Origin of the sequence: Gordonia sp. SGD-V-85 (assembly GCF_001456905.1) — a bacterium.
GTDB classification, from domain to species: Bacteria; Actinomycetota; Actinomycetes; order Mycobacteriales; family Mycobacteriaceae; genus Gordonia; species Gordonia hongkongensis.
The window spans coordinates 160,365-184,627 of record NZ_LNQO01000001.1 but is presented as its reverse complement, the minus strand read 5'-3'; the positions used below and the strand labels follow the sequence as shown (position 1 = coordinate 184,627).

General features: G+C 68.5%; 22 protein-coding genes and 1 pseudogene. 7 read left to right on the top strand and 16 right to left on the bottom strand.

Translation table 11 applies throughout. The annotated features are described in order from the left end of the window. Positions 1-23: 23 nt before the first annotated feature. From AS181_RS00820 to AS181_RS00790, 7 genes are all read right to left on the bottom strand, one after another. Positions 24-971, bottom strand: coding sequence for a PfkB family carbohydrate kinase (locus tag AS181_RS00820; RefSeq protein ID WP_058249719.1), 948 nt, complete (start codon positions 969-971; stop codon positions 24-26). Then, entirely contained in the window at positions 968-1,543 is a 576-nt protein-coding gene (locus AS181_RS00815; protein ID WP_058249718.1) for a zeta toxin family protein, read from the bottom strand. Before AS181_RS00815 ends, AS181_RS00820 begins: the two co-directional genes overlap by 4 nt. After that, complete coding sequence (locus AS181_RS00810; protein ID WP_058249717.1) at positions 1,540-1,923, bottom strand: TA system antitoxin ParD family protein; 384 nt, start codon at positions 1,921-1,923, stop codon at positions 1,540-1,542. The genes AS181_RS00815 and AS181_RS00810 overlap by 4 nt, the downstream gene beginning before the upstream one ends. Positions 1,924-2,046: 123 nt before the next feature. Next, positions 2,047-2,595, bottom strand: coding sequence for a peptide-methionine (S)-S-oxide reductase MsrA (gene msrA / locus AS181_RS00805; RefSeq protein ID WP_058249716.1), 549 nt, complete (start codon positions 2,593-2,595; stop codon positions 2,047-2,049). Beyond that, on the bottom strand, positions 2,592-3,086 hold the full coding sequence (msrB, locus tag AS181_RS00800) for a peptide-methionine (R)-S-oxide reductase MsrB (RefSeq protein WP_058249715.1): 495 nt from the start codon (positions 3,084-3,086) through the stop codon (positions 2,592-2,594). The genes msrA and msrB overlap by 4 nt, the downstream gene beginning before the upstream one ends. A gap of 156 nt (positions 3,087-3,242) precedes the next feature. Beyond that, the gene (locus AS181_RS00795) at positions 3,243-4,466 is read right to left on the bottom strand and encodes an acyl-CoA dehydrogenase family protein (protein ID WP_058249943.1); all 1,224 of its coding nucleotides are present in this window, start codon (positions 4,464-4,466) and stop codon (positions 3,243-3,245) included. Positions 4,467-4,544: 78 nt separating this feature from the next. Next, positions 4,545-5,633, bottom strand: a complete 1,089-nt coding sequence (locus AS181_RS00790; protein ID WP_058249714.1) for a VOC family protein — start codon at positions 5,631-5,633, stop codon at positions 4,545-4,547. 246 nt (positions 5,634-5,879) lie between these two features. Between AS181_RS00790 and AS181_RS00785 the strand changes: the two genes are divergently transcribed. The 5 genes from AS181_RS00785 to AS181_RS00765 are packed head-to-tail and all read left to right on the top strand — an operon-like array spanning position 5,880 to position 10,423. Next, a complete protein-coding gene (locus AS181_RS00785; protein ID WP_058249713.1) occupies positions 5,880-6,773 on the top strand; it encodes an acetaldehyde dehydrogenase (acetylating) in 894 nt (297 codons plus the stop codon). Beyond that, positions 6,770-7,825: a 4-hydroxy-2-oxovalerate aldolase gene (dmpG, locus tag AS181_RS00780; RefSeq protein ID WP_058249712.1), complete on the top strand. Its 1,056-nt coding sequence runs from the start codon at positions 6,770-6,772 to the stop codon at positions 7,823-7,825. Before AS181_RS00785 ends, dmpG begins: the two co-directional genes overlap by 4 nt. 4 nt (positions 7,826-7,829) lie before the next feature. Next, the gene (locus AS181_RS00775) at positions 7,830-9,209 is read left to right on the top strand and encodes an aldehyde dehydrogenase (protein ID WP_058249711.1); all 1,380 of its coding nucleotides are present in this window, start codon (positions 7,830-7,832) and stop codon (positions 9,207-9,209) included. Positions 9,210-9,213: 4 nt separating this feature from the next. After that, complete coding sequence (locus AS181_RS00770; RefSeq protein ID WP_058249710.1) at positions 9,214-9,966, top strand: SDR family NAD(P)-dependent oxidoreductase; 753 nt, start codon at positions 9,214-9,216, stop codon at positions 9,964-9,966. 43 nt (positions 9,967-10,009) lie between these two features. Next, complete coding sequence (locus AS181_RS00765) at positions 10,010-10,423, top strand: tautomerase family protein (RefSeq protein ID WP_058249709.1); 414 nt, start codon at positions 10,010-10,012, stop codon at positions 10,421-10,423. 93 nt (positions 10,424-10,516) lie between these two features. Here AS181_RS00765 and AS181_RS00760 read toward each other — a convergent pair. From AS181_RS00760 to AS181_RS00725, 8 genes and pseudogenes are all read right to left on the bottom strand, one after another. Next, positions 10,517-11,247, bottom strand: a pseudogene (locus AS181_RS00760) (DUF222 domain-containing protein); the annotation flags it as partial. A gap of 226 nt (positions 11,248-11,473) precedes the next feature. Then, positions 11,474-11,680 carry a tautomerase family protein gene (locus tag AS181_RS00755; RefSeq protein ID WP_058249708.1) on the bottom strand — a complete coding sequence of 69 codons (207 nt, stop codon included), beginning with the start codon at positions 11,678-11,680 and terminating at the stop codon, positions 11,474-11,476. Position 11,681: 1 nt separating this feature from the next. Continuing rightward, complete coding sequence (locus AS181_RS00750; RefSeq protein WP_091344194.1) at positions 11,682-12,479, bottom strand: 2-keto-4-pentenoate hydratase; 798 nt, start codon at positions 12,477-12,479, stop codon at positions 11,682-11,684. A 32-nt stretch (positions 12,480-12,511) separates the two neighbouring features. Next, positions 12,512-13,315 carry a 2-keto-4-pentenoate hydratase gene (locus tag AS181_RS00745; RefSeq protein ID WP_396275649.1) on the bottom strand — a complete coding sequence of 268 codons (804 nt, stop codon included), beginning with the start codon at positions 13,313-13,315 and terminating at the stop codon, positions 12,512-12,514. Positions 13,316-13,349: 34 nt separating this feature from the next. Continuing rightward, positions 13,350-14,171 carry an IclR family transcriptional regulator gene (locus tag AS181_RS00740; RefSeq protein ID WP_058249706.1) on the bottom strand — a complete coding sequence of 274 codons (822 nt, stop codon included), beginning with the start codon at positions 14,169-14,171 and terminating at the stop codon, positions 13,350-13,352. Between the two features lies 1 nt (position 14,172). Then, positions 14,173-14,484 (bottom strand): EthD family reductase, encoded by a 312-nt coding sequence (locus tag AS181_RS00735; protein ID WP_058249705.1) that lies wholly within the window; start codon positions 14,482-14,484, stop codon positions 14,173-14,175. Positions 14,485-14,512: 28 nt separating this feature from the next. Further along, positions 14,513-15,550, bottom strand: a complete 1,038-nt coding sequence (locus AS181_RS00730; RefSeq protein WP_058249704.1) for an NADH:ubiquinone reductase (Na(+)-transporting) subunit F — start codon at positions 15,548-15,550, stop codon at positions 14,513-14,515. Positions 15,551-15,553: 3 nt separating this feature from the next. Continuing rightward, positions 15,554-16,789 (bottom strand): cytochrome P450, encoded by a 1,236-nt coding sequence (locus AS181_RS00725; protein ID WP_058249703.1) that lies wholly within the window; start codon positions 16,787-16,789, stop codon positions 15,554-15,556. Positions 16,790-16,910: 121 nt separating this feature from the next. Between AS181_RS00725 and AS181_RS00720 the strand changes: the two genes are divergently transcribed. Beyond that, positions 16,911-17,900: an AraC family transcriptional regulator gene (locus AS181_RS00720; protein ID WP_058249702.1), complete on the top strand. Its 990-nt coding sequence runs from the start codon at positions 16,911-16,913 to the stop codon at positions 17,898-17,900. Between the two features lie 47 nt (positions 17,901-17,947). Further along, a complete protein-coding gene (locus AS181_RS00715) occupies positions 17,948-18,439 on the top strand; it encodes an SRPBCC family protein (protein WP_058249701.1) in 492 nt (163 codons plus the stop codon). A gap of 52 nt (positions 18,440-18,491) precedes the next feature. Here AS181_RS00715 and AS181_RS00710 read toward each other — a convergent pair whose 3' ends face one another. Next, positions 18,492-23,990 carry an ATP-binding protein gene (locus AS181_RS00710; RefSeq protein WP_058249700.1) on the bottom strand — a complete coding sequence of 1,833 codons (5,499 nt, stop codon included), beginning with the start codon at positions 23,988-23,990 and terminating at the stop codon, positions 18,492-18,494. Positions 23,991-24,263 lie beyond the last annotated feature (273 nt).

Sequence of the window (24,263 nt, the reverse complement as noted above, 5' to 3'; positions counted from 1 at the left end):
GGCTCCCTCCCGGCCGGTTCCGCTCACATCGCGCGGCGGATCTCGTCGTCGCTCGGCATCCCGGTCCGGGCGCCGACCGCGGCGACGGACAGCGACGCCGCCGCGACACCACGTCTCGCCGCCTCGACTACCGTCGAGCCGGCGGCGAGCGCGGCCGCGAACACGCCGTTGAAGGTGTCACCCGCACCGGTCGTGTCGACGACCCGCACGACCTGTCCGGCGGGGAGCGAGATCACCTCGGACGCGGGGTCGGCGATCAGTACGCCATCGGCACCGAGGGTCACGAGAACCGGTGCGCCCGTTCGGGATGCGACCGCCGTCGCCTGTGCGGCCGCCGATATCTCAGGCGCGGCCACACCCTCGGAGACGAGTCCGTACAGGTCCCGAAGTTCAGAGGAGTTGGGCGTCAGTACCGGCGCCGACGCCATCAGGTCGACGGTCGACGGCAACACCGGGGCGGGGTTGACGACGCAGCGGATACCCCGGGCGGCGGCCGTCGTGACCGCCGCGGCGACGGCGTCGGCCGGGATCTCGGTGCTGACGAGGACACAGCCGGCCCAGCCCGCCGCACGGTCGACCGCGGCACGGACCTCGTCGGTGCCGAGGACGGCATTCGCGCCTGCCCCGACGGCGATCTGGTTCTCCCCGTGCGGATCGACGACGATCAGCGCCATCCCGGTGGCGACGCCGTCGAGCACGTCCACGTCCGTCACGTCGACACCGGAGTCCCGCAGTTCGGCGAGTGCGCTCGCGCCCATGTCGTCGGAACCCACAGCGCCGCAATATCGCACCCCGGCACCCGCACGCGCCGCGGCGACGGCGGCGTTCGCACCCTTGCCGCCGCCGTGACGTGTCACGGTCGGACCGACGACCGTCTCACCGGGCCCCGGCAGACGGTCGGTCGCCACCACGAGATCGACGTTGACAGCGCCGACGACGAGAAGCCGGCCGGCTCGATCGAGGGAAGTCATCGTGCCTTCGTATCCGTCAGCGCACCCGGCGTCCAGTCCGGCCAGTCGGGTACGCCGGCGACCAGACCGTCGACGTACCGCGCGACGATGCGCGTGGTCGGTTGCTCGTTGGCGTACACGGTTGCCAGGTCACTCCGCGCGATGGCCGTCCGGACGAGCGGCCACAGGCGTCGGAACCGCTCGCGGATCTTGACCTCGGGGACCGCGTGCCCGCCACTGTCCACGCGCAATCGGACGCGATGGACCGCGAGAGCCTCGGGGATCATCACGACGTGCAGCGCGACTCGGTGTCCGGCGGTATGCGCACGTTCGATGAGCTCCAGTTTCGAGGGGTGCGAGAAGACCGTCTCGGCGATGAACGAGGTGCCGCGCTCGATGAGAGTGTCGCGGGTCGCCGCCGCCAACCGGGCGGCGTCGTAGGAATGGGCTTCCGCGGAGTCGGGCCACCGCTGCCGGGCGATCAGGTCGGCGTTGACGAAGGGCACATGCAGCAGGGGTTGCAGATGACGCTCGACCAGCGTCGACTTGCCCGCGCCGTTGCATCCGACGACCAGATCGAGCCGCGGAGTCACTGCTCGAGGATGACGCTCGTCCCGTCGGGGCGGTGTTCGACGAGCCGTCCGGCGTCATCGACGACCACCGAGGACAACCCTGCCGAGGCACGACGAACCACATGGTCGTCGGTCGTGAGCCGCGCTTCGAGATGAGCGTCGATCTCGGCGTCGTAGACGACGGCTTCCTCTGCGGTCAGCACCTCTCCCGGCAGATCGCCCGCCAGCGCGGCCTCGACCCGCTGACGCGACGCGGTGGTGCGCTGCGAGACGCTGCGCCCCAGACGCGCCCAGTGTTCGAGTTGCTGCCGCGCCGACCGCTGCTCTCGCGCGCCCTCCCGGGCCGCATCGGTCACCAACGCGGCAGACAGCCGGGTCACCTTGTCCGTACCGGTGCTCATCGCACACCTCCCACGCGTGTGTAGCAGAGTGCTACATCGCCCCAGCATACGCCGACGAACCCGTCGACGGTCGTTGTCGCATGACCGTCGACGGGCGTCGGCACTGTCAGCCGGCCTCGCGCGTCACCGCGTGGACGCCGCGTCCCGCTTCGGCAGCTCCCATCCCGGGCGCGGGAAGTGGCAGGTGTACCCGTTCGGGAAATTGAGCAGGTAGTCCTGATGTTCGGGCTCGGCCTGCCAGAACGGACCCAGCTCCTCGATCGTCGTGACCGCCTTGCCGGGCCACAGCCCCGACGCATCGACGTCGGCGATGGTGTCGCGGGCGACCTTCTCCTGTTCCGGTGTCACCGGGAAGATCGCCGAGCGGTAGCTCGTGCCGACGTCGTTCCCCTGCCGGTTGCGCGTGGTCGGGTCGTGGATCTGGAAGAAGAACGCCAGGATGTCGCGATACGACGTCTGGGTCGGGTCGAACACGATCTCGACGGCCTCCGCGTGACCGGGGTGGTTGCGATAGGTGGCGTGGTCGTTCTGTCCGCCGGTGTAGCCGACCCGGGTGTCCAGGACGCCGGGCTGCTTGCGGATCAGGTCTTCCATCCCCCAGAAGCATCCGCCCGCGAGGACCGCGGTCTCGGTGCCGGGACGGACGGTGATCTGGCCGGGGTCGGTCGTCATGCGTTCTCCTCCTGGGTATCGGTGGTGTGGGAATTCGTGGTGTGCGTGCCGCCGAACAGGCCGGCGTACTCGCCGTACCCCTCTGCCTCGAGCTCGCCAACCGGGATGAACCGCAACGAGGCGGAGTTCATGCAGTAGCGCTGTCCGCCGGCCTCGCGCGGCCCGTCGTCGAAGACGTGCCCGAGGTGACTGTCGGCGCCGGACGAGCGCACCTCGGTGCGTCGCATCCACAGGGTGCGGTCGGTCTTGGTGGCGACCGCGTCGGGCTCGATCGGCTTGGTGAAGCTCGGCCAGCCGGTGCCGCTGTCGTACTTGTCGGTGGACGAGAACAGCGGTTGTCCGGACACGACGTCGACGTAGAGGCCGGGTTCGTGGTTGTCCCAGTACTCGTTGTCGAAGGCACGCTCGGTGCCGTCACGCTGGGTGACGCGGTATTGGATGTCGGTGAGGCGGCTCAACGCCTCGGGGGTCTTGCGGTAGGTGTTGCTCACGTTTCCTCCTGCTGACGCTCCCCCGGCTCCGTCGAGCGACGGCGCTCGGAGGGCGTCACCGTGCACAACACCACCATGCCCCGATTTGGTCCCGCGACGCCAAGGGCCGCCGCCCACCGGGGTGGACGACGGCCCGGAGGGTCGTCAGCGCGTCGATCAGCCCACGACGTCGCGACCGAAGATCTGCCGCGCGAGCACCCACCGCTGTACCTCGCTGGCGCCCTCGTAGATCTCCCCGATCTTGCTGTCCCGGTACAGGGCCTCGACCGGACCCGACGAGTCGTCGTCGCCGAGCTCTTGCGTGAATCCGAAGCCGCCGAACGCCTGGACCGCGTCGCGGGCCATCTGGACCGCGACCTCGGTGCCGCGCAGCTTGGCCATCGCCGCCTCCGGTTCGGGAAAGCGCGTTCCGGCGTCGAGCCGCATCGCGGCCTTGATGTACAGGTCGCGCGAGATCGCGATCTCGGTCGCGCGGTCGGCCATCAGGAACTGCCAGTGCTGCCGGGCTGCGAGCGGTTCGCCGAAGGCCACCCGGGTGCGCAGGTGGGCAGCGGTGCGGTCGAAGGCGGCTTGCGCCATGCCCACACCCGCCGCCGCGATCCCGATACGTCCGTAGGTCAGCGTCTGCAGGGCGACCTTCAGCCCGCCGCCCTCGGTCCCGAGCAGGGACTCACGCCCCAGCTCCACCTCGTCGAGGTGCACGTCGGCGGTGATCTGGCCCTTGTTCCCGAGCTTGCGATCCGGCGTACCCACCCGGACCCCCGGGGTGTCGGTCGGGACGATGAACGTCGAGAGCCGGTCACCGGTGCGAGCGAGGACCACGACGAACGCGGCGACGACGGAATTGGTGATCCACCGCTTGCGCCCGTTCAGCACCCATCCGTCGCCGCGGCGGTGCGCCACGGTCTGGACCGCCTCGGGTGAGAGATCGCTCGACGCGGCCGGCTCGCTGGTGGCGAAGGAGCCGACGATCTCGCCGGCGACGACCGGGGCCAGCCACCTGCGGCGCTGCTCCGGCGTGCCCTGGTTGACGGCATTGCCCGCGAGGATGCAGTGGACGTCGAAGATCGCGGCGACGCTGTTGGAGAAGTACGCCACTTCTTCGACGGCGGTGGCCGTCGCGGTGGCCGGGTGAGCCAGTCCGTCGCCGCCGACATCGGCCGCGAAGGGGATGCGGTAGATCCCCGCCGTGGCCAGCCGATCGAACACGTCACGTGGGAAGCCGTCGAGTCGCTCGTCGCCCCGCGCGACCCGGTCGGCCACCGGCGCGACGTCGCGAAGCGCGACCTGCCGAACCCTGCGACGGACCTCGACTACCTCCTCGGGCGACACGAGGTCGTGGTACAGGGTGTCGGCGATCCGCGGCGGATGGTCGGGCATGTCGTCGGACGACGACACCCTGGTGATGTCGATGACAGTCAAGGAGTCTCCTGTTCTGATCGAACCGATCGACCCGGCTCAGACCGGCGCATCGGCCACGGCACGGGAGTGCTCGATCTCGTCGGGCATCAGTTCGACGACCGCCTCGGCCTCCGGCGCGGGCCCGCCCGGTCCGAAGTCGGCGAAGGCGGTGATGTGCTCGTCGAGCGGGAGCGGATTGGGCGTGCCGTAGGTGAAGTAGGTCTCCCACGGCAGCTTCGCACCGCCGACGGCCAGACCGGTGTCGATGTCGGACATCTGCCAGGTCTTCGTCTCGGCGGACGGATCGAGATGCAGATATCCGGACTCGCCGAACAACTCGATGCGGTTGCCACCCGGTTCGAACACGTAGAGGAACTGCCCCTGGGTGATCCCGTGCCGGTCCGGACCGGCTTCGATGCGGATGTCGTACTCGCGGAACATCTCCACGGCGTCGATGTTGTGCTGACCCGTGCCGTAGTAGAAGGCGAGGTGATGCAGTTTGCCGCGCCCGCCGGTCATGTCGCGCATGCAGGCGACCTCGTGGCCGAGGATGTTCGAGCTCATCCAGGCGCCGATCTCGACGTCACCGTCGACAACGCGCTCGGTGGTTCGGAACCCGAGGTGGCGTTCGAACTCGGTCTTGAGCGCGGTGACGTCCGAGGCCATCAGGTTGAGGTGGTCGATGCGCTTGACCGGAATCCCCTGCAACGGCTTCTTCGACGGCCGGGTGAGGATCTTGCTCTGCAGTTCCGGTGGCGCGACGTAGGTCTCGGCTTCCCACACCAGCGCGAAGTCGTGACCGTCGGCGGTCTTGTACGCGAGCGTCTTGCCGTAGCCGAACTCGTCCTCGTGCCACGAGGTCTCGATGTTCGCACCCTGCAGCGAGGCGGCACGGCGTTCGAGCGCCTCGGGGGAGCTGGTCCGCATGCCGGCATGGCCCATCCCGGGTTCGGCGGACTCGGTGATCTTCAGACTCCACGGGTAGGGGTCCTCGTAGGCCCGGAGGTAGACGGACTGGCCTTCGCGCTGGGTGACATACATGCCCAGGAACCTGGTGAAGAAGTCGAGGGTCTCCTGGGGCTTGGGGCTCAACAGTTCGGCTCGCGCGAGGTGCGCGACATCGAAGCGTGCGGCGTTCTCGGTCATCGGTTCTCCTGTGGATCGTGCGACACCGGATCTCGGTGGCTGCTGGCTGATGGGCCTCAGCATGGCGACGAGTTGTGACTGCCGTCACCCCCATTCGGTATATCCGAACAACGGTGCCGCCGATGCGCTCCGCGTTCGGACTGCCCGTGCCTTGACCCCGGAGACGGCAACCGCTCCTTACGTTCGGTGTCGAGCACGCCGACGGCAACCGAGACCGAACGTGCGCACGAGCAGAGGAGACATGCGATGAGCCGGTTGACCGCCGCCATTGTGGGATCGGGCAACATCGGGACGGACCTGATGTACAAACTGCTGCGGTCCGAGTACGTAGAACCGGTCCACATGGTCGGGATCGACTACGCCAGTGAGGGTTTGCGCCGGGCGCGCGAGGAAGGACTCGAGGCGTCGGCCGAGGGCGTGGACTGGTTGCTACGGCAGTCCTCGCCCCCCGACCTCGTCTTCGAGGCCACCTCCGCCAAGGTCCACGCCGCCGTCGCGCCCCGCTACGCCGACGCGGGGATCACCGCGATCGATCTGACGCCCGCCTCGGTCGGCCCTTACGTCGTCCCCGCGGTCAACCTCCGCGAACACGTGAACGCGCCCAACGTGAACATGGTGAGCTGCGCCGGGCAAGCCACCATCCCGATCCTCCACGCGATCAACCAGGCCGCCGACGCCGCCTACGGAGAGATCGTCGCGGCCATCGCGTCGGCGAGTGCGGGTCCGGGAACGCGGCAGAATCTGAGCGAGTTCAGCGAGAAGACGGGGCGCGCCCTGGCGCAGGTCGCGGGAGCGGACCGGGCCAAGGCGATCTCGGTGATCAACCCGGCCGAACCGCCCATGAACATGCGCGACACGGTGTATGCGAAAGTGCGCAACCCTGATCCCGTGGCCATCGAACGCGCCGTGGTCGACATGGTCGCCGAGGTCCAGCGCTACGTCCCCGGTTACACCCTCAAGCTCGTCGACACCGATGGCGATCTGGTGACCGTGATGCTCGAGGTCGTGGGCGCCGGCGACTTCTTACCCACGTACGCAGGCAATCTCGACATCATCACCGCGGCCGCCGTGCAGGTCGCCGAGGTGATGGCGCAGGAGAGGGCCGCAACAGTGACACTTCAGACAGGAGCACTGCGATGACCAGCCAGTCCCCGGCCCGCGGGCCACGATCGGTCACCCTAGTCGACACGACGCTGCGTGACGGGATGTCGAGTGTCTCGCACCGGTTCACCACACGCGACGTCGCCGCCATCGCGGCCGGCCTCGACCGGGCCGGCGTCCCGACAATCGAAGTGGCACACGGCATCGGTCTCGGTGCGTCGTCGGTCCAGTACGGCTTCGCCGCGGCCACCGACCCCGAGTACGTGCGCGCCGCCGTCGACGCGGTCGACAACGCTGACATCGCGGCCCTCTACGTACCGGGCATCGCGACGCTGAACGAACTGCAGGCGGCGGTGGACGCCGGCATCTCGACCGTCCGCGTCGCCGTCCACTGCACCGAAGCCGATTGCGGGCAGCAGCCTGTCGAATGGGCGAAGGAGAACGGTCTCACCGTGATGACCTTTCTCATGATGAGCCACAAACTCGAACCCGACGCACTCGCCGAGCAGGCGGCCAAGCTCGACTCCTACGGCGCCGACGTCGTTTACGTCGTCGACTCCGCAGGTGCGCTCGTCCCGCGGCAGGCCGGCGAGCGGGTCGCGGCACTGCGCGAGGCGATCTCCGCGGACATCGGTTTCCATGCCCACAACAACCTCGGTGTCGGGATCGCCAACGCGCTCACCGCAGCCGAGAACGGTGCCACCTACATCGACGGCTCGCTACGGGGGCTCGGCGCCAGTGCCGGCAATGCCCAGACCGAAGTCCTCGCCGCCGCATTCGAACGCGCGGGCTGGGACACCGGCGTCGAGCTGTTCCCGCTCATCGACACCGCCGAGAACGTCGTGGCCCCACTGATGACCGAGCCGCAGATCGTCGACGAGACCGCGCTCGTGCTCGGCTACGCGGGTGTGTATTCCACGTTCTTCCACCCCACCAAGCGCGCTGCGAAGAAGTTCGGGGTCCCGGCCCGGGACATCCTGCTCGAACTCGGCCGGCGCGGGGTGATCGGCGGCCAGGAAGACATGATCATCGATGTGGCCTCGGAACTCGCGGGTCGCACGTACGAGACGCCCGTCGCGGCGGAGGTGTGAGGAAATGACTCTTTCCAGCCATCTGAAAAACACCGATCAGAGCGGTACTGCCGAGGTTCGCCACCTCATCGGGAACGAGTGGCGGACGGCCTCGGACGGCGCGACGTGGCCGCAGATGTCACCCAAGGAACGCGCGGCGATCCTGCATGCGGTCGCCGACGCCGTCGACGAGCACCGAGAGGAGCTGGCACAGCTCGAAACCCGTGACGGCGGCAAGACGATCACGCAGTCGCTGCACGCCGAGATCCCGCGGGTGGCCCACAACCTGCGCTTCTTCGCCGATTACGTCTCGATGGCCGCGAACGAGGCCTACCCGGACGGCGATCTGCTCTCCTACGTCCTCTACCCGCCCGCCGGGGTCGTGTCCGCGATCAGTCCGTGGAACGCGCCGCTGATGCTGGCGACATGGAAGATCGCGCCCGCACTTGCCTTCGGCAACACCGTGGTCCTCAAACCGGCACCGCAGACACCGTTGACCGCCAACCGTTTCGCGCAGATCGCGCTCGAGGCGGGTCTGCCGCCCGGGGTGCTCAACGTCGTCCACGGCTTCGGTGGTGAGGCCGTCGCCGGACCGCTGACCTCCGATCCGCGCGTCGACCGCATCACCTTCACCGGATCGAGTGCCACGGGCGTGAAGATCCTGCAGGCGGCCGCCGCGAACCACACGCCTGTCTCGGCCGAGATGGGTGGCAAGTCGGCCAACATCGTGTTCGCCGACGCCGATCTCGATGTGGCCGTGCCGATGTCCCTTCGGGCCATCTTCGGCGGCAACGGGCAGGTCTGCCTGTCGGGTTCGCGACTGCTGGTGCAGAACTCGATCCGCGAGCAGTTCGTCGAGCGCTTCGTCGAGGAGGCGCGGAAGCTCGTGGTCGGGGACCCGAAGGACCCGACGACGTTCATGGGGCCGCTCATCGAGCAGCGTCACCTCGACAAGGTGCACAGCTATGTCGAACTCGCGCAGGATGAAGGCGGCAAGATCATCACCGGCGGCGAACGACTCACCGACCCCGATCGGGCGGGCGGCTTCTACTATCCGCCGACCGTCATCACCGGCCTGACCAATGACTCCCGCACGGCACGTGAGGAGATCTTCGGTCCCGTCGAGACGGTTCTGGGCTTCGACACCGAAGAGGAGGCGCTGCGCATCACCAATGACTCCCCCTACGGTCTCGCCGGAATCCTGTTCACGCAGAACCTCGATCGGGCTCATCGGATGGCGGCTCGCTGGAAGGCCGGCACGGTCTGGATCAACACCTTCTTCGAACGCGATCTCCGGCTGCCCTTCGGCGGTGAGGGCATCAGCGGCCTGGGTCGCGAGGGTGGCCAGTACTCCCGGGAGTTCTTCACCGAGCCGCGCGCGGTGACGCTCCGCATCCGGAAGTAGGCCCGTGTCCACAACCGAGACATGTGTGGTCGTCGGCGCGACCGGCGCGATGGGGACCGTGTGCACACGACGCCTGGTGGCACGCGGGATGCGGGTTCTCGCGGTGGGGCGCCGTGCCGAGGAACTCGAACAGCTCGCGGCAACAGACGAGCTGATCATCCCGTGCGCGGCCGACATCGCCGAGGACTGGTCCGTGGACGCGATCCGATCCTGCCTCGACGGGCCCGTACGACTCGCGGTGTTCGCGGCCGGTCTCCCGGTGCGCGGCTCCGCGGACGCGATCGAGCCATCGCTGCTGGCCACCGCGGCCAACATCAAGGTGGCCGGCACCGTCCGGTTGCTGCGAGCAGTCCGCGACCATCTCGCCGACGGCTCGCGGTTCGTCGCGGTCGCGGGTTCACTCGGACTCGAACCGGGGCCCCTCGACGCGGGACCGGGTACCGCCAATGCCGCGTTGTTCAATCTGATGCGACAAATCTCGGCACTCTATGGACCCCGGGGTGTCACCGTGCACACCATCGCGCCCGGGCCCATCGACACCCCTCGGCTCCGCGCCTTCGTCGACACCGAATCGCGTGAGACCGGTGCCGCGCCGCAGGAGATCTGGGACAGGTACACGGCCAAGACCTCGCTGGGTCGCCTGCCCACACTGGACGAGATCGCCTGGCTCGTCGAGATGCTGCTCGAGCCCCAGGCCGCCGTGCTGCACGGCAGCGTCCTCAACGCCGACGGCGGAACTCGCCACGGCATCCAGTAGCCCGGTCCGAAACGGACGCAGGCACTTCCCGAACGGAGCCAACATGCCGGTTGCACACTTCCACATCCCCGTCGGCAGCGCGTCCACCGAGCAGCGCGCCGCTCTGCTGACCGCCGCGAGTGCGGCCTACTCCCGCATCCTCGACTCACCGATCGAGCGGGTACGCGCCTTCGTCGTGCAGTACGACCCGACCGACCTCGCCGTCGGCGGACAGCTCGTCGCCGACGGCGGGTCGGCAGCCCCCTATTTCACCGCCATCGTGCTCGCAGGCCGTCCGCCGCAGCAACGTTCGGAACTTCTGGCCGCGTTCACCGACCTCGTCGTCGAGCACCTGGACGTTGAACGCTCGGGCGTCCGTGGACAGATTGTCGAGGTGGCGCCGGAGAACTGGGGCATCGCCGGCGTGCCGGCGAGTGATGTCCGGGCGTCGGAGATCGCACTCCGCGCGGCTCGCTGAGCCCGACACATCCACCCTGTGGAGTTGTCAAAGGTCGTGTGGCGCCGGAGTCGACGCCGGAGAGTCTGGGCGCGGTGGTTCTAGGGTTGGCGACTACACGAGGGCGTCGTCGAGTCGCATGGTGCGGCGGTTGTAGGCAGGCCGGGGTAACCGTCGGGGGTCGATGTCGGCCGGCGGGATCAGCCACGGATGCCGATCAGGACCCATCACCACCTCCCAGCCATGGTGATGGACCTGGGTATGGCAGCGCTGACACAGCAAGCACCCGTTGTCCAGTTCAGTCGGACCACCATCAGCCCAATGGACGAGACGGTGGACCTGCGTATGCGCCGCGGGGGCAACGCATTTCACACAGCAGATATCGCGAACGATGATCGCTCGACGTAAGTGGTGTGGGAACAGCCGATTCGTGGTGCCCATCCGCAACGGCACGCCCTCGGTGTCGAGCACGATCTCGGCCACCCCACCGTCGCAGGACAGTCGTCGTGCCGTCGACGCCGTGACCGCACCGACCCACGGCAGCCGCGCCGGATCGGTGTTGTCGGCCGGGATGGTCACCAGCACCTGGGTGCGGGGCGCGCCAGCGGTGGTCATCGCCGCACCGACCGCCGCCTGATTCAGCAATAGTTCCAAACCGTCGGCGCGGCGTTATCCGACACTGCGACGATCCTCGGCGCCGTCGGGTTCCGGCCGCGGGCAGGATCGTTCGTCGATCATCGACAGGACTTCTCCCCGATCACCGCGGTCACGTCCGCGGCGATCGCGACTCTGCCCTGCTCGGTCACCCGCATGTGCACCGTGTTTAACGACGCATCATCAGCGGGCGCAACACTCTCGGGATCGACGTCGGCGACCCGGACGGCCAGGGAGCAGAGCTGACGCGCCGCGTGACCAACAGACTTCAACTCGACTCCTAGACTTCGATCGAAGTCCATCGGTCGAGTTGAAGTCTGCCGGTCATCGGCCGGACTGCAGGTATAGCGGCGGTTTCGAATCAGGGACCATTTGTTGCAGTTCCCGTGGACAGTAGCGAGCAGCTCCTCCCGCGCCTCACGATTCCGTGATCGCCGCCTGACGTTCGGCAACGGTGACGTCGCCCGCCGACCAGTGGGTGGTCGGGACCTCGCGGACGCATACTCGGATGTTCGCGATCGGCGCGCCGATCGCACGGTGGGCGGCCGCCGTCAGTTCGCGCATCAGCGCGCGCACCTCGTCGGGTGAACGCCCCTGGGCGATGGTCACATCGATGAACGGCATCTCACCCTCCCGCGATCGTGATCGAGCCGAGCGTGGTGAAGTGTGCCGCGACCCGGCTACCCGGCTCGACCGGCACAGCGTCCGTCATGCCGCCGGTGAGGACGACCCACCCTGCCTCCAGGGTGACGCCCCGCGCGCCGAAGGTGTTGGCCGCGAACGCCAGTGCCTCGGCAGGATGTCCGAGCACCGCCGAGCCCGTCGCGGTGGCGACGATGTCGCCATCGATCTCCAGAAGGCACGCCTCGAGTCCGAAGTCCACGTTCGCGACATCTCGGATGACCGGACCCGTCACGTAGACGCCGGAGGAGTTGTTGTCGGCCACCGCATCCGCGAGGGTGAACTTGAACCCCGAGTAGCGACTGTCGATGATCTCGATCGCGGCCATCGCATGGTCGACCGCGGCGAGTGCTGTGGCCGCGGTGACACCGGGACCGGTGAGGGGCCGCCCGAGCACGAAGGCGATCTCCGGCTCGGCGCGCGGATGGATGAGTCGCTCACGCGGAACCGGCAGACCGGCGGGCAGCACCATCGCGTCGGTGAGCCAGGCGACCGACGGTTCGTCGACGCCCATCTGTTTCTGCTTGGCCCGCGAGGTCAGGCCCAGCTTGATTCCGGTCACGGTCTCTCCGCGCGAGCGCCGATCGGCGAGCGCGATGTCCTGAGCGGCATAGGCTACGTCGAGTGTCAGGCCCGGCCACTCGTGGTGGATCGAGGTCCGCGGCGTCCGCGAGTGTTCGGCGGCGAGCAGCGTGCCGGCGACGCGAACCGCACTCCAATCGTCGATTCCTTTGTCTGTCACATCTTCTCCTGATGGTTCGAGGACACGAGCACTCACGCGCCGGCCAGCACCGCGGTGACGCTGCCGAGTCCGGCGATGGTGGCGACCACGGTGTCCCCCGGCGCGACCGGCACGGCCGCGGTCATCGAACCGGGCAGGACCACGTGGCCTGGTTCGAGGGTGACACCCAGCGGCCCGACTGTGTTCGCCAGCCAGACCAGCGCGTTGATCGGGGATCCCAGCACCGCACCACCGGCGCCGGTGTCGACGAGGTCGCCGTTCACATGCAGGTTGCAGCCGGCCATCCGCAGGTCGACGTCGACGAGCGGCACCGGCCGTCCGCCCAGGATCACCCCGCCCGACGACGCATTGTCGGCGATGGTGTCGAAGATGCCGATCCGCCAGTCGCGGATGCGCGAGTCCACGATCTCCAGTGCGGGGAGCACGAAGTCGACGGCCGCGGTGGCCTCTGCGACCGTGACCCCCGGCCCGCGAAGCGGTTTGGCGAGGACGAAGGCGACCTCTGGCTCGATGCGCGGCTGGATGAAGGTGCCCGCCGGGATCGGGGCGTTCTCGAGATGGAACATGCTCGCCGTGAGGTGCCCGAAGTCCGGCTGGTCGACACCCATCTGCCGTTGGATGGCACGGGAGGCCAGCCCCACCTTGTGGCCCTTCACCACATCGCCGTTCTTCTCCCAGTCCTGAACCTGCGCGAGCGCGATCTCGTACGCGGTCGACAGTGGGTGGCCCGCGAACCGCGCGGCCAGGGGTTCGATCGGGGCGTGGTCTCGATAGGCGTCGAGCAGCGCATCGGCGGCGTCGCGCACGAGGTCGGCATGGTCGGTCATGGAAGGCATGATCTTTCTGGTCTGAGGAACAGTGACCGCAGGGTCATCCCGCCACCGCGTGCAGGACGGAGACCTCGCGCTCGGGCAGACGGATGGGCGTGGACACGTCGCCCGACGAGGTGCTCAGCGCGCGGGACGCGTCGGCGGCGGCCGCGATGACCGCACGCCGGAATTCGTGTTGTGCCGGGACGAATCTGGTCGCGGGCGCGGTGATCGACATCGCCGCCACGACAACCCCCATCTCGTCGCGGATCGGGGCCGCGACGCAGTGCACGTCGGGCACAGCTTCGGCCAGGTCGACGGCGCAACCCCGACGCAGCACACCCTTCAGTTCCGCGGCCAGTTCGTCCGGGTCGGTCAGGGTCGACGACGTGTACCGCCGGAGCTGCTTGTCGGTCAGATTGCGGGCCAGCTGGGCCGGATCGCAGTGCGCGAGGAGCACTTTGCCGACCGCGCTGCAATGCGCATCGAGCTGGGCACCGATCCGGGCGCCGGACACGTTGATGACGTGGTTGCCGAGCACCTTGTCGACGTAGATCACCCGATAGCGCTCCATAACCGCGAGATGGGTTGTCTCGCCGAGTTTCTCGGACAGCGCCTGCAGGATCGGCGCGGCACACGACTTGACGTCGACCGTGCCCTGGAGTGCCTGGTTGAGTTCGACGACGCGCCAGCCGATGCGGTAGCGACCGCGAGCGCGGCACTGCAGCAGGCCGATGTCGACCAGCGAGGCCAACAGTGCGTGCGCGCTCGATCGGGGGACGCCGAGCTCGCCCGCGACCTCCGACACTCCCCACTCCGGCCGTTCGACGGTGAACAGGTCCAGCACCGGGCCGATCTTCTGAACCGTTTGCAGAGCAGCCATCTCAGGGCCCCACCAACGACTCGTCGCTGAACAGCATGGTGGCTCCACCGGTGGCGAAGTTCGCGACATCACCGGCCGCGGCCTGGCCTTCCGGAGAGCCGAGGGCCTGGCCGAGCGCCTCTTTGGAGTCGAAGTACAGCTCGGCCACGCTGTAGGAGGCCGGTTCGGTGCCGTCCAGGGACTCGCACTTGCCCGCGGCGAACCGTCGCAGTCCGGGGATACGGCGGACCAGCTCGGCATGCTCGTTCTCATAGTGCCGGTCGAAGGCCGCCGGGTCGAGCGGGTGTCCGTAGATCACGGTGAGTCGGTACATGGCTTGCCTTTCGGATTCGAGCGAGATGTCACGATGCCGCGGTGGTCGCCACGGGGGCCGCCACGGTGAATTCCTCACGGAAGATGAGACGGGGCGCCATCCGGCGACGTTTCAGCGCCCGGACGCCGGCCTCGATCATGGCCGGCGGGCCACAGAGATAGGCGCTCAGCCCTTTACAGCTCCGGAAGTCCTCGACGACGACGTCGGTGACCATCCCGGTGGCGCCGTCCCACTGCTCCTCGCTGAGGACCGGCCGGTAGTGGAAGTTGCTGTACCCGGCCTCGAGTTCGCGGAAGAACTCGACGTCGTAGAGGTCGTCGCGTCGTCGGCCACCGTGGTACAGGTACAGCTCGGGTACCAGGCCGTGGTCCAGCACGTGGCGGGCGATGGACTTCAGGGGGGCGAGTCCGGTACCGCCGCCGATGAGGATCGCCGGCTCGGCCTGCTCGCGGACGAGGTGGAACTGGCTGAGCGGTCCGCGGAGTTCTACCCGCTCCCCCACCGTCAGCGAACCGAAGATCCAACCCTCCGTTGCTCTTCCACCGACGGTGCGCTTGACGTGGAACTCCAGGAGCTTCGACTCCGACGGCGGGTTGGCCATCGAGTACTGGCGCCCCACACCGGTACCGGGAATCACCAGCTCCGCATACTGGCCGGCGTTGAACGACATCGGCTCGTCCAGTTCGACGACGAGTCGGCGCGTATCGGTGGCGATGTCGTCCAGGACGACGACGGTGCCGTCGTGATCGCGCAGGGGATGTCGGGGCGTTCCATCGTCGACCGCGGCGCCCAGCGGTTCGACGACCAGGTCCGAGCACGGGGTGGCCATGCAACCCAGCGCCAGCCCGGCACACCGTTCGGCAGGCGTCAGCGTGTAGTCGGGTGAGTCATTGTGCGCCACTTCGCCGTCGAGTACTCGGAGCTTGCAGGTACCGCAGGTCCCCTGCGTGCAGGAGTGCGGCAGCCATTCCCCCGCGCGCAGAACCGCATCGAGAACCGATTGATCGGCGGCGACCTCGAGCGGCGTGTCCGAACCCTGGACACGAACACGATGTGTGGTGGTCACGCCTCAGACCTCCCACTGGATGTGGAGCTCCTTGGGGCCACGGAAGCCCCAGCCCCAGAAGTTGACCTCGTGGTCGGTGTCGCGCTCGATGTTGGGGATCGTCTCCAGGAGTTCCTCGAGCGCGATCCTGATCACGTTGTTGGCGAAGTAGGTTCCCGCACAGGCATGGACACCGCCGCCGAAGGTCATGTTCGGGATCACCGCGCGGTCGAGGTCGTAGGCGGTCGGGGCGTCGTAGGCGTTCTCGTCCTGATTCGCCGAACCGTAGGAGAGCATCACCAAGGAGTTCTGCGGGATCGTCACCCCGCCGACCACGACCTCGTCGGTGGCGATCTTTACGGCCGCCGACCAGATCGGTGCGACCCACCGCATGCCCTCGCCCACCGCCCGCGGGATGAGGCCCGGGTCGTCGACCACCCGCTCCAGCTGGTCCGGCCGGCTGAACAGGCCGGCGAGCGTGGTGGCCATCGCATGACCCGGCTCCTGCATCGCTCCGAGCAAGAACACGTAGAGGTTGGGGTAGATGACATCACGGCTGCGCGTCTGCCCCTCGGGCATCCCGTCGTGCAGCCAGTGCGAGATCGCGCTGTGATCGGGGTTGACGATCCACTCGTCGATCTTGGGGTCGACATGCGCGATGATCTCGGCCTTCGCCTCGTCACCGGGGACGAAGCCGTCCGGGTTGGCGAACTCGCCGTCGGAGGTCATCGCGGAATTCGTGAACGAGACGCTGAGCTTGTGGAACCACTCCCGCAGCTTGTCGGTGCTCACGTCACCCAGGCCGAGCAGATCGCCGAGTGCCCGGACACTGACCGGTTCGCAGTATTCGGCGACGATGTCGGCCGAGCCGTTGTCCTCGATCCGTTCGAGCAGTTCGCGAGCGTACGGCCGGACCAGGTCGTCGATGTAGTTGTCGACGGCCGACGGCTGCAGATGCGGCTCGACCATGTCGCGGAGATCGCGATGCTCGGGACCGTTCGTGTTGAGCAGCGCTCCGTGACCGAAGGTGCGCCCGCCCGCCGGGGAGATCACCGCAGGCCAGTTGTCCGAATCCTTCGCGATCTGCATGCACAGCTCGCGGGTCGAGAGGATGTACATCCCGAGGGAGGGCACGAACGCCACCGGCGCCTCCTTCCGGAGCCGCTCGTAGAACGGGTACGGATCCGCCTCGAGTTCGGCCATCGTGATCTCTTCGACGAACTTGGGGGTGACCTCGTAGGAGGGCTGTACTGCGGTCATGTGACTCTCCGTTGTCGTTCCGGATATCTGTTGTCTGGGGCCGGCTCGTTCGGTCATGCCGCCGGCCACGTCGGCGATATCTTGTGATCTGGAACACTATGGGTGGAGGTGGTGGGAGAGAATGACTGCGAATGCACCGATGGATGACTCCGCGCGCACCGCCGGATCCGTGGAACTGAGCACCCGCGAGCTTGCGAGTGCCGAGGGCCGGGTGCGGTGGGCCGAGGCCCTCGACGCCACCTTCTGCGAGATGGACATCGACTGGCCCCAGGACCGACGCCCGTTCACCGCACAGATCGTCGCCCGACCCGTCGGCGCCCTGTCGGTCAGCGTGGTCCGCGCCGATCCGCACACCGTCGTGCGCACGCCGGCGATGATCGAATCCGATCCGGCCGACGACTATCTGCTGTGCCTCATCACCCAGGGGGCCGCGACGATCTCACAGGGTGAGCGCACCGGATTGCTGGAACACGGCGCCTTCGGGATCATCGACGCCACTGCACCTTTCGTCGTCAGTGGCGCAACCGAGTTCGAGCAGATCGTCGTGCGCGCCCCGCGGGAACAGCTCATCGCGCGGGCAACCCACGACGTCGTCGACGACGCGACGGGCCGCGCGATCGCGGTCGACTCGGGCATCGGACGGCTGGTGTCGAACTTCCTGGTCGATGTCGCGGCCCAGGTCCAGGGCGTCTCCGTGCCGTCGTCGAGCACGGTGGCGAGCGCGGTCCTCGACATGGTCGCCGGCGCGATGACCGAGCAGGTCTCACCTCGCACCGCGACCGACCGGATACACGCCGCCGACCTCCGCGCGGTCCAGAACGCGATGGCCGATCACCTCCACGATCCTGACCACACCATCGCACTGGTGGCCGCAGAGCTCGGGATGTCGGTGCGCTACGTCCACAAGCTGTTCAGCACGACCGGCACCACACCTCGGGCGTGGCTCTACGCCCGGCGGCTCGACCGGGCCCGTAACCTGCTCGTCCAGAGCGATCTGGGCGTCGCCGACATCTGCGCACAGGTCGGGTTCCGCGACCCGTCGCACTTCAGTCGTGCGTTCAGCCGGACCTTCGGGGTCAGCCCGTCCCGGTACCGGACCATCGCGCCCTGAGCGGCGCCCTCCCTAGGATGGTCGGTACGCGACCGCAGGAAGGGCCCATGACGACCAGCGACATCGACCGCAGTGCTCGATTCACCCGTTCCGAGTCCATCCACATCGACGCCACGCCGCAGCAGGTCTGGGATCTGGTGACCGACATCGCTCGCACCGGCGAGTGGAGCCCGATCTGCAAGGCGTGCTGGTGGAAGGAGCCCGCGACCGGACCGGAGGTGGGCGCGTGGTTCTTCGGCCGCAACGAGACACCCGAGCGGGTGTGGGAGACCCAGTCGCGGGTGGTCGCCGCACAGGAGCCCGTCGAGTTCGCCTGGATGGTCAACGGCGACGCCGTGCGGTGGTCGTACACGATCGAACCCGACGACGACGGGACGACGCTGACCGAGTCCTGGGCCGTTCAACCGGCCGGTTTCGAGCTGTTCGCGCAACGGTTCGGCGACGACGCCGACGCCCAACTCGAGCAGCGTCGCGACGCAGCACTGTCGGGCATCCCGGCCACTCTCGCCGCGATCAAGGAGATCGCCGAGCGCGGGTGATCCCGCTTCCTGAGGTGCGCGGCATTCGCGCACCTCAGGAAGCAAAGGACTTCTAGGAGCTGGCCACCTGCGAGTCCTGCCGACCCCACGCCGGCGACTTCTCGATCGCGCCGATGATCTGGGGCCGGAGCTCCTCGGCCTGGATGACCGCGTCGACCGAGCCGACCTCGACGGCGCGGCGGATGCTGTGCACCGCGTCGAACTCCGCAGCGATCTCGCTGATCTTCTCCGCGCGCACCGACTGACGCAGATCGGCCAGCTCGGCGTTGAGCCGTGAGCGGTCCGGGCCGGTGGCCTGGGCGGTCTCGGCTTCGAGCTCACGCACCCGCGCGTCGGCACTCACCCGCTTGGCCACGTCGCCGGCGAACACCACTGCCGCCGCGGGGGCACCGCCGAGGACCGACGCGAACGAACCGTCGATCGCGAGCACGGTCATGTTGGGGTTCAACGCCTTCGAGAACACCACGAACGCTCCACCGTGGTAGCGCGAGATCACGCAGAACACGATGGGACCCTCGAAGTTCACGATTGCGCGGCCGATCTCCGCGCCGTACTCGAGTTGCAGCTTGCGCAACGATTCGGGCGATCCGTCGAAACCGGACAGGTTCGCCAACACCACGAGCGGTCGGTTTCCGCTGGCCACGTTGATCGCGCGCGCCGCCTTCTTCGACGACTGCGGGAACAGCGTGCCGGCCGTGTAGGTGTCGGGACCGTCCGTGGGGGTGTATCCCCGGCGCGGCACCTCCCTCGACTCGATACCCAACAGGCACACCGGGATTCCGCCCATGTGCAGATCGCACACGACCGCGGTCTCCGCGTCGGCCATCCCCGCCCAGCGCTCCAGCACCGGGTGGTCCTGGTCGGCGACGGCGCGGATCACCGTGCGGATGTCGAACGGCTTCTTGCGGTCCGGATTGGTGGCCGCCGAGAAGATCTGTCCGACCGTGGTGAAGTCGCTGCCCGCCAGGACGTGCGGGTAGTCGGAGATGTCGCGGTCCACCGGGTCGCTCGTGATCGCGCGACGCGGGGTCTGCTCGCCCGACGCCACGTAGGTGTGCTCGTAGTGAGCCATCAGAAGATCCCGTGCGGCACCGAGATTCGGCGCCCAGTACTGCGCCTGGCCGTTGGGGCCCATGACGCGGTCGTAACCGCCGATGCCGAAGTTGTCCTCCGCCGACACACCGCCGGAGAAGTCCAGCGACTGCTTGCCGGTGAGCACCATGGCCGACTCCGGTGTCATCACGAGGATGCCCTTGGTGTGCATGAGCATCGTCGCCTCGGCGTTCCAGTACGGCTGCCCGCCCACGTTGATGCCGGCCACGACGATGTTGATCTCACCGCCGGCCTGCGTGAACTCGACGATGCGCTTCAGCGCCCGGGCGATCCAGTCCATGTTCTCCGTGCCGGAATCCATGGAGATCCGCGCGCCCGACGACAGTGCGTACCACTCGAGCGGGACCTGCATCTGCTCGGCGAGGTCGAGCGCCGCGACCAGCCGGCTGCACTCCGGTTCCGCCAGCGCGCCCAGCGATTTCGTCGGGTCGCCGAGCAAGACCACGCGGGTGACGCCGCGCGGGTACTTCTCGGTCGGTGTGGTGACCACACCGGCGACGATCGCCGCCGAATTGCGGCCCTTGGCCCGGTCGACCGGCACCAGACGCTGCTCGGCGTCGAGGTCGTACTCGGTGAAATCGCCCAGGATGGCGGCCAATTCGTACGGGTAGACGGTGTTGCGCTTCGCTGCCCGCAGCACCTTCTGGCGGTACTCGTCGACCGGTTCGATCGGCTCGTCGGTCGGGTCGACGACCCGGACGTCGAACCCGCCGGTGGGGTTGACCGAGAAGTGGACCGAAACCTTGCTCAGCTCGCCGGTGTCGCGGTCGCGGCGCCGCGCGATGAGCTGGACCTCTTCGAGCCCGACTCCCTGTGTCGTGCCGCGGATGTGGTCGGCGATCGCGTCGAGGACGTCGGCGTCGACGTCGATCGGCGGCCACACGTACATGATGATCCGGTTGGCGCTGGACAGGTTGGTGGAGCCGCGCTGCGCGCGCCGGATGGAGTCGACGCACGACGCGAGTGCGGCTTCGGCGGTCGGCAGCGTCAGCAGGCGGCCGTCCTGGTCGCGCAGTGCGGTCAGGTCGCGGACCTGCGCGAAGGCGACGAGACGGCGATCCGACGCGTTCTCCCGTGCGACACAACGGAAGAGGTAGACCTCTTCGTCGTCCGACGACGGCAGTCGGGTGAGGTCGAACTTGCGGAGCCGTTCCATCTGCATGCGCTGTGCGATGTAGGGGTGCAGTCCGCGGATCAGGCGTTCCTCGGCCATACCCGTCGCCGACGGCCGGAAGGTCACGTGGTGATGCATCCGCGCATCGGCGCTGCCGGCGACCGTGATGGTGACGCGGTGCACCTGCGGCGGAAGCGAACTGGTGGCGACGATGTCGTGCAGTGTCCCGGCGAGCACGTCGAAGTCGTCGGGTTGCTGCTCCCACGCCAGGTAGATGTCGGCATCGACCGCGGCGGTGTCGCGGGCGAGTTCGGCGAGTCCGCCGATCGTCGCCGGCAGGGCGTCGAAACCGACTGCGGCCGAAGCGATGTCACCGGCATCTCGCTGGGCGACCACGAACGTCGCCCCGCCGGCCTCCCGGATCCGGATGTCGGCGAGGCCGCGGTTGCCGTAGTAACGCCGGGTCAGAACCTCGAGCATCACCGTGTTGTCGGCGTGCCGCTCGATGCGCTGACCGAGAAGCCGGACGAGCGGTTCGGTGCTGCGCACCATGTCGTCGATGCGGCTCGTGCGGTCGGCGGCGTCGGGGTTCTCGTCGAGGTACTTGAGCTGCTTGCGCACATTGCTGTAGACGCGGGCGCGGTCGCGCAGCAGCAGCGGCTGGCCGTACCAGGCGTAGATGACGCCGCGGGCGAGGTCGGCGACGGCCGGGAAGCGGACCTGGGTGGCGGCGACGAGGCGGTCGAGGGCCGTGCCCACCGCGTCGCGCAGTTCGTCGCGCGGGGTCGGCTCGTCGAGCCATTCAAGGAGCAGCGAGCTGATCACCGCGGCCGAGTCGTTCGGGTTCTGCAGCGCGAGGAAGATCCGGAACACCGCGGCCTCGAGCTCCGGGGTGCGCTCGAGGTCGGTCACGCCGTAGTGGCTGAGCGCGCGGCTCAGCTGGTCGTGGAACGCCGCGGGCAGGCCGTCGCGTTCGACGTCGAGACTCTGCAGGTAGGTGTGGAAGTTCTCGCGTGCGCTGTGCACGTGCTCGACACCGACCTCATGACTCGACGGCCGGTTCTGGCTCAGCTCGGCCAGGTCGGCGAACACCGTCACCAGTTCGAGCTCGTCGGCCAGCGGACGACGGCCGCTGTCGAATGCGGCGCGCCGGACGGCGAGGTACTCGTCGAGCAGGCGCATCCGGTGGTTCGGGTCGACGTCGAAGCCGAGCAGCTGGCTGCGGAGGTCTTCCTGACTACGGGTGGTGCGTTCGGTGGGATCGACCTCGAGCTCGGCAGGCAGCTCCAGGTCGACGGCGTCGGCGGCCACCTCCTCGACGGCGTCGTCCTCGTCGTCGGCGAGCGGTTCGAGGCGCATCAGGGTCGCGCCCGTCTCCACCTGGGTGCCGACCGACACCGCGCACTCCTTGACGCGCGACCGCACCGGCGCGCGCAGGACGGTCTCCATCTTCATGCTCTCCAGTACGAGGATGGGGGCACCCGCGTCGACCTCGTCGCCGGCCTGCAGCGGCGTCGCGACGACGAGCGCCGGCGCGGGCGAGCGCACCACACCGCCCTCGTCTCGGCTGACGCGGTGGGTGACGCCGTCCACGTCGACGAGGTGGATCGGTCCGTGGGTGTCGGTGAGCAGGCGGTAGCGCACCCGGTTGACCACGAGCTGCGCGGCGTGCTCGTCGAAGCGTTCGAGGTCGACATCGGCGGTCCGGATCTCGCCCGGCGCCTCGATGGTCACGCGGAAACGATGCGCGCCGATGGCCCCGACCCGGACGCGATACGCGACGCCGCGCAGCTTCAGATCGAGTGGACGGCCGCTGTCGTGCTGCACCTGCGGACGACCGCCGGAGGCCGTCGACATCAGCCGCTGCCGCTCGACGAGTTCCTCTTCCTCGTACGCGTCGATGGCGGCGGCGATCAGCGCGATCGCCGAGTGCCGGTTGGCGACGAGGCCGCCCTCGGCACGCACGCGGTCGATCCAGCCGGTGTCCGCGCTGCCGTCGATGACCTGCGGCTGCGCGAGCAGCTCCAGCACGAAGCTCTTGTTGGTCGCGCCGCCGGCGATGATCACGCGGGTCTCGCGCATGGCCCGGCGGAGGCGGCCGAGGGCCTCGTCGCGGTTCCGTCCGTAGGCGATGATCTTGGCGATCATCGAGTCGAAATCGGCGGGGATGGTGTCGCCCTCGCTGACGCCGGTGTCGACGCGGATACCGGGGCCGGCGGGCAGCTCGAGCAGGTCGATACGGCCGGGCGCGGGGGCGAAGTCGCGGTCGGGATCCTCGGCGTTGAGGCGGGCTTCGATGGCATGCCCGCGCTCGACCGGGGGCTCACCCTCGAGGCGGCCGCCCGACGCCACGTGCAGCTGGGCACGGACCAGGTCGAAGCCGGTCGTCGCCTCGGTGATGGGGTGTTCCACCTGCAGGCGGGTGTTGACCTCGAGGAACGCGAGCAGGTTCTCGCCCGGGTGGTAGAGGAACTCGACGGTGGCCGCGCCGCGGTATCCCACGGCCACGGCGAGCCGCTCGGCCGACGCCTTGAGCTCGGCGACCCGATCGGCGGGCAGGACCGGCGACGCCGATTCCTCGATGATCTTCTGGTTGCGCCGCTGAACCGAGCAGTCGCGGACGCCCAAGGCCCACGCGGTGCCCTGGCCGTCGGCGATGACCTGGACCTCGACGTGGCGCGCACCGGTGACGAGTCGTTCCAGGAACACCACGCCACTGCCGAAGGCGCGCTCGGCCTCCTCGCGGGTGCGGGTGTAGGCGTCACGGAGATCGGCATCGCTGGTGACCTTGCGGATGCCGCGGCCACCACCGCCGGCGGTGGCCTTCAGCATCAGCGGGTAGCCGATCTGGGCTGCCGCGGCCACGGCTTCGTCGAGGGTGTCCACACCGCCTCGGCTCCACGCCGCCACCGGGACGCCAACTTCTTCGGCGATGAGCTTGGCGCCGATCTTGTCGCCCAGTTTGCGCATCGCCTCGGCCGACGGCCCGACGAAGGTGACGCCGATGCGGTCGCAGAGTTCGGCGAACAGCGGATCCTCGGCCACGAAGCCCCAACCGACCCATGCCGCGTCGGCACCGGTCTCCAGCAGGGCGTGCTCGAGCACCTTCATGTTCAGGTACGGACGCGACGCGGCAGGCCCGAGGTCGTATGCGACGTCCGCCTCACGTACGAACGTGGCATTGCGATCCACGTCGGTGTGCAGCGCGATGACCTCGATGGGTTGCCCGGTCTCTTCCGAGAGGCCCCGAACGGCGTGGATGAGCCGCATCGCGGCCTCACCTCGGTTCACGATGGCGATACGAGAAAACAACACCGGCTCCATTCACGTCGTCGTCGTGCGGTTGAAGGTCCGCAGGTACGGTACAGCGCAGCGGCCCAGCTCAGTGGCGATCCGGGACGCGCGGGGTGGTTCGACGCTGTGATTCTTACGAGTCAAATCGCTACGCGCGAGTACGGCGCGTCGGAACGTGGCCGAAACCGTGCGATTCGGACTCGGCGATGCCGTGTTCGCACCACGCTCGGGGCGATGTCGCGGTGGGTACCGCGGAGGCCGGGGCGGGCATGTCGTGTCGTGCGTCCGGGTCCTGCGGACCGC

Excerpts from the sequence above, each read along its gene's own strand:
- AS181_RS00820 (WP_058249719.1), bottom strand. The coding sequence starts at position 971 with ATGACTTCCCTCGATCGAGCCGGCCGGCTTCTCGTCGTCGGCGCTGTC.
- AS181_RS00810 (WP_058249717.1), bottom strand. The coding sequence starts at position 1,923 with ATGAGCACCGGTACGGACAAGGTGACCCGGCTGTCTGCCGCGTTGGTG.
- msrA (WP_058249716.1), bottom strand. The coding sequence starts at position 2,595 with ATGACGACCGACCCCGGCCAGATCACCGTCCGTCCCGGCACCGAGACC.
- AS181_RS00795 (WP_058249943.1), bottom strand. The coding sequence starts at position 4,466 with ATGCCCGACCATCCGCCGCGGATCGCCGACACCCTGTACCACGACCTC.
- AS181_RS00790 (WP_058249714.1), bottom strand. The coding sequence starts at position 5,633 with ATGACCGAGAACGCCGCACGCTTCGATGTCGCGCACCTCGCGCGAGCC.
- AS181_RS00785 (WP_058249713.1), top strand. The coding sequence starts at position 5,880 with ATGAGCCGGTTGACCGCCGCCATTGTGGGATCGGGCAACATCGGGACG.
- dmpG (WP_058249712.1), top strand. The coding sequence starts at position 6,770 with ATGACCAGCCAGTCCCCGGCCCGCGGGCCACGATCGGTCACCCTAGTC.
- AS181_RS00775 (WP_058249711.1), top strand. The coding sequence starts at position 7,830 with ATGACTCTTTCCAGCCATCTGAAAAACACCGATCAGAGCGGTACTGCC.
- AS181_RS00765 (WP_058249709.1), top strand. The coding sequence starts at position 10,010 with ATGCCGGTTGCACACTTCCACATCCCCGTCGGCAGCGCGTCCACCGAG.
- AS181_RS00755 (WP_058249708.1), bottom strand. The coding sequence starts at position 11,680 with ATGCCGTTCATCGATGTGACCATCGCCCAGGGGCGTTCACCCGACGAG.
- AS181_RS00745 (WP_396275649.1), bottom strand. The coding sequence starts at position 13,315 with ATGCCTTCCATGACCGACCATGCCGACCTCGTGCGCGACGCCGCCGAT.
- AS181_RS00740 (WP_058249706.1), bottom strand. The coding sequence starts at position 14,171 with ATGGCTGCTCTGCAAACGGTTCAGAAGATCGGCCCGGTGCTGGACCTG.
- AS181_RS00735 (WP_058249705.1), bottom strand. The coding sequence starts at position 14,484 with ATGTACCGACTCACCGTGATCTACGGACACCCGCTCGACCCGGCGGCC.
- AS181_RS00725 (WP_058249703.1), bottom strand. The coding sequence starts at position 16,789 with ATGACCGCAGTACAGCCCTCCTACGAGGTCACCCCCAAGTTCGTCGAA.
- AS181_RS00720 (WP_058249702.1), top strand. The coding sequence starts at position 16,911 with ATGACTGCGAATGCACCGATGGATGACTCCGCGCGCACCGCCGGATCC.
- AS181_RS00715 (WP_058249701.1), top strand. The coding sequence starts at position 17,948 with ATGACGACCAGCGACATCGACCGCAGTGCTCGATTCACCCGTTCCGAG.
- AS181_RS00710 (WP_058249700.1), bottom strand. The coding sequence starts at position 23,990 with ATGGAGCCGGTGTTGTTTTCTCGTATCGCCATCGTGAACCGAGGTGAG.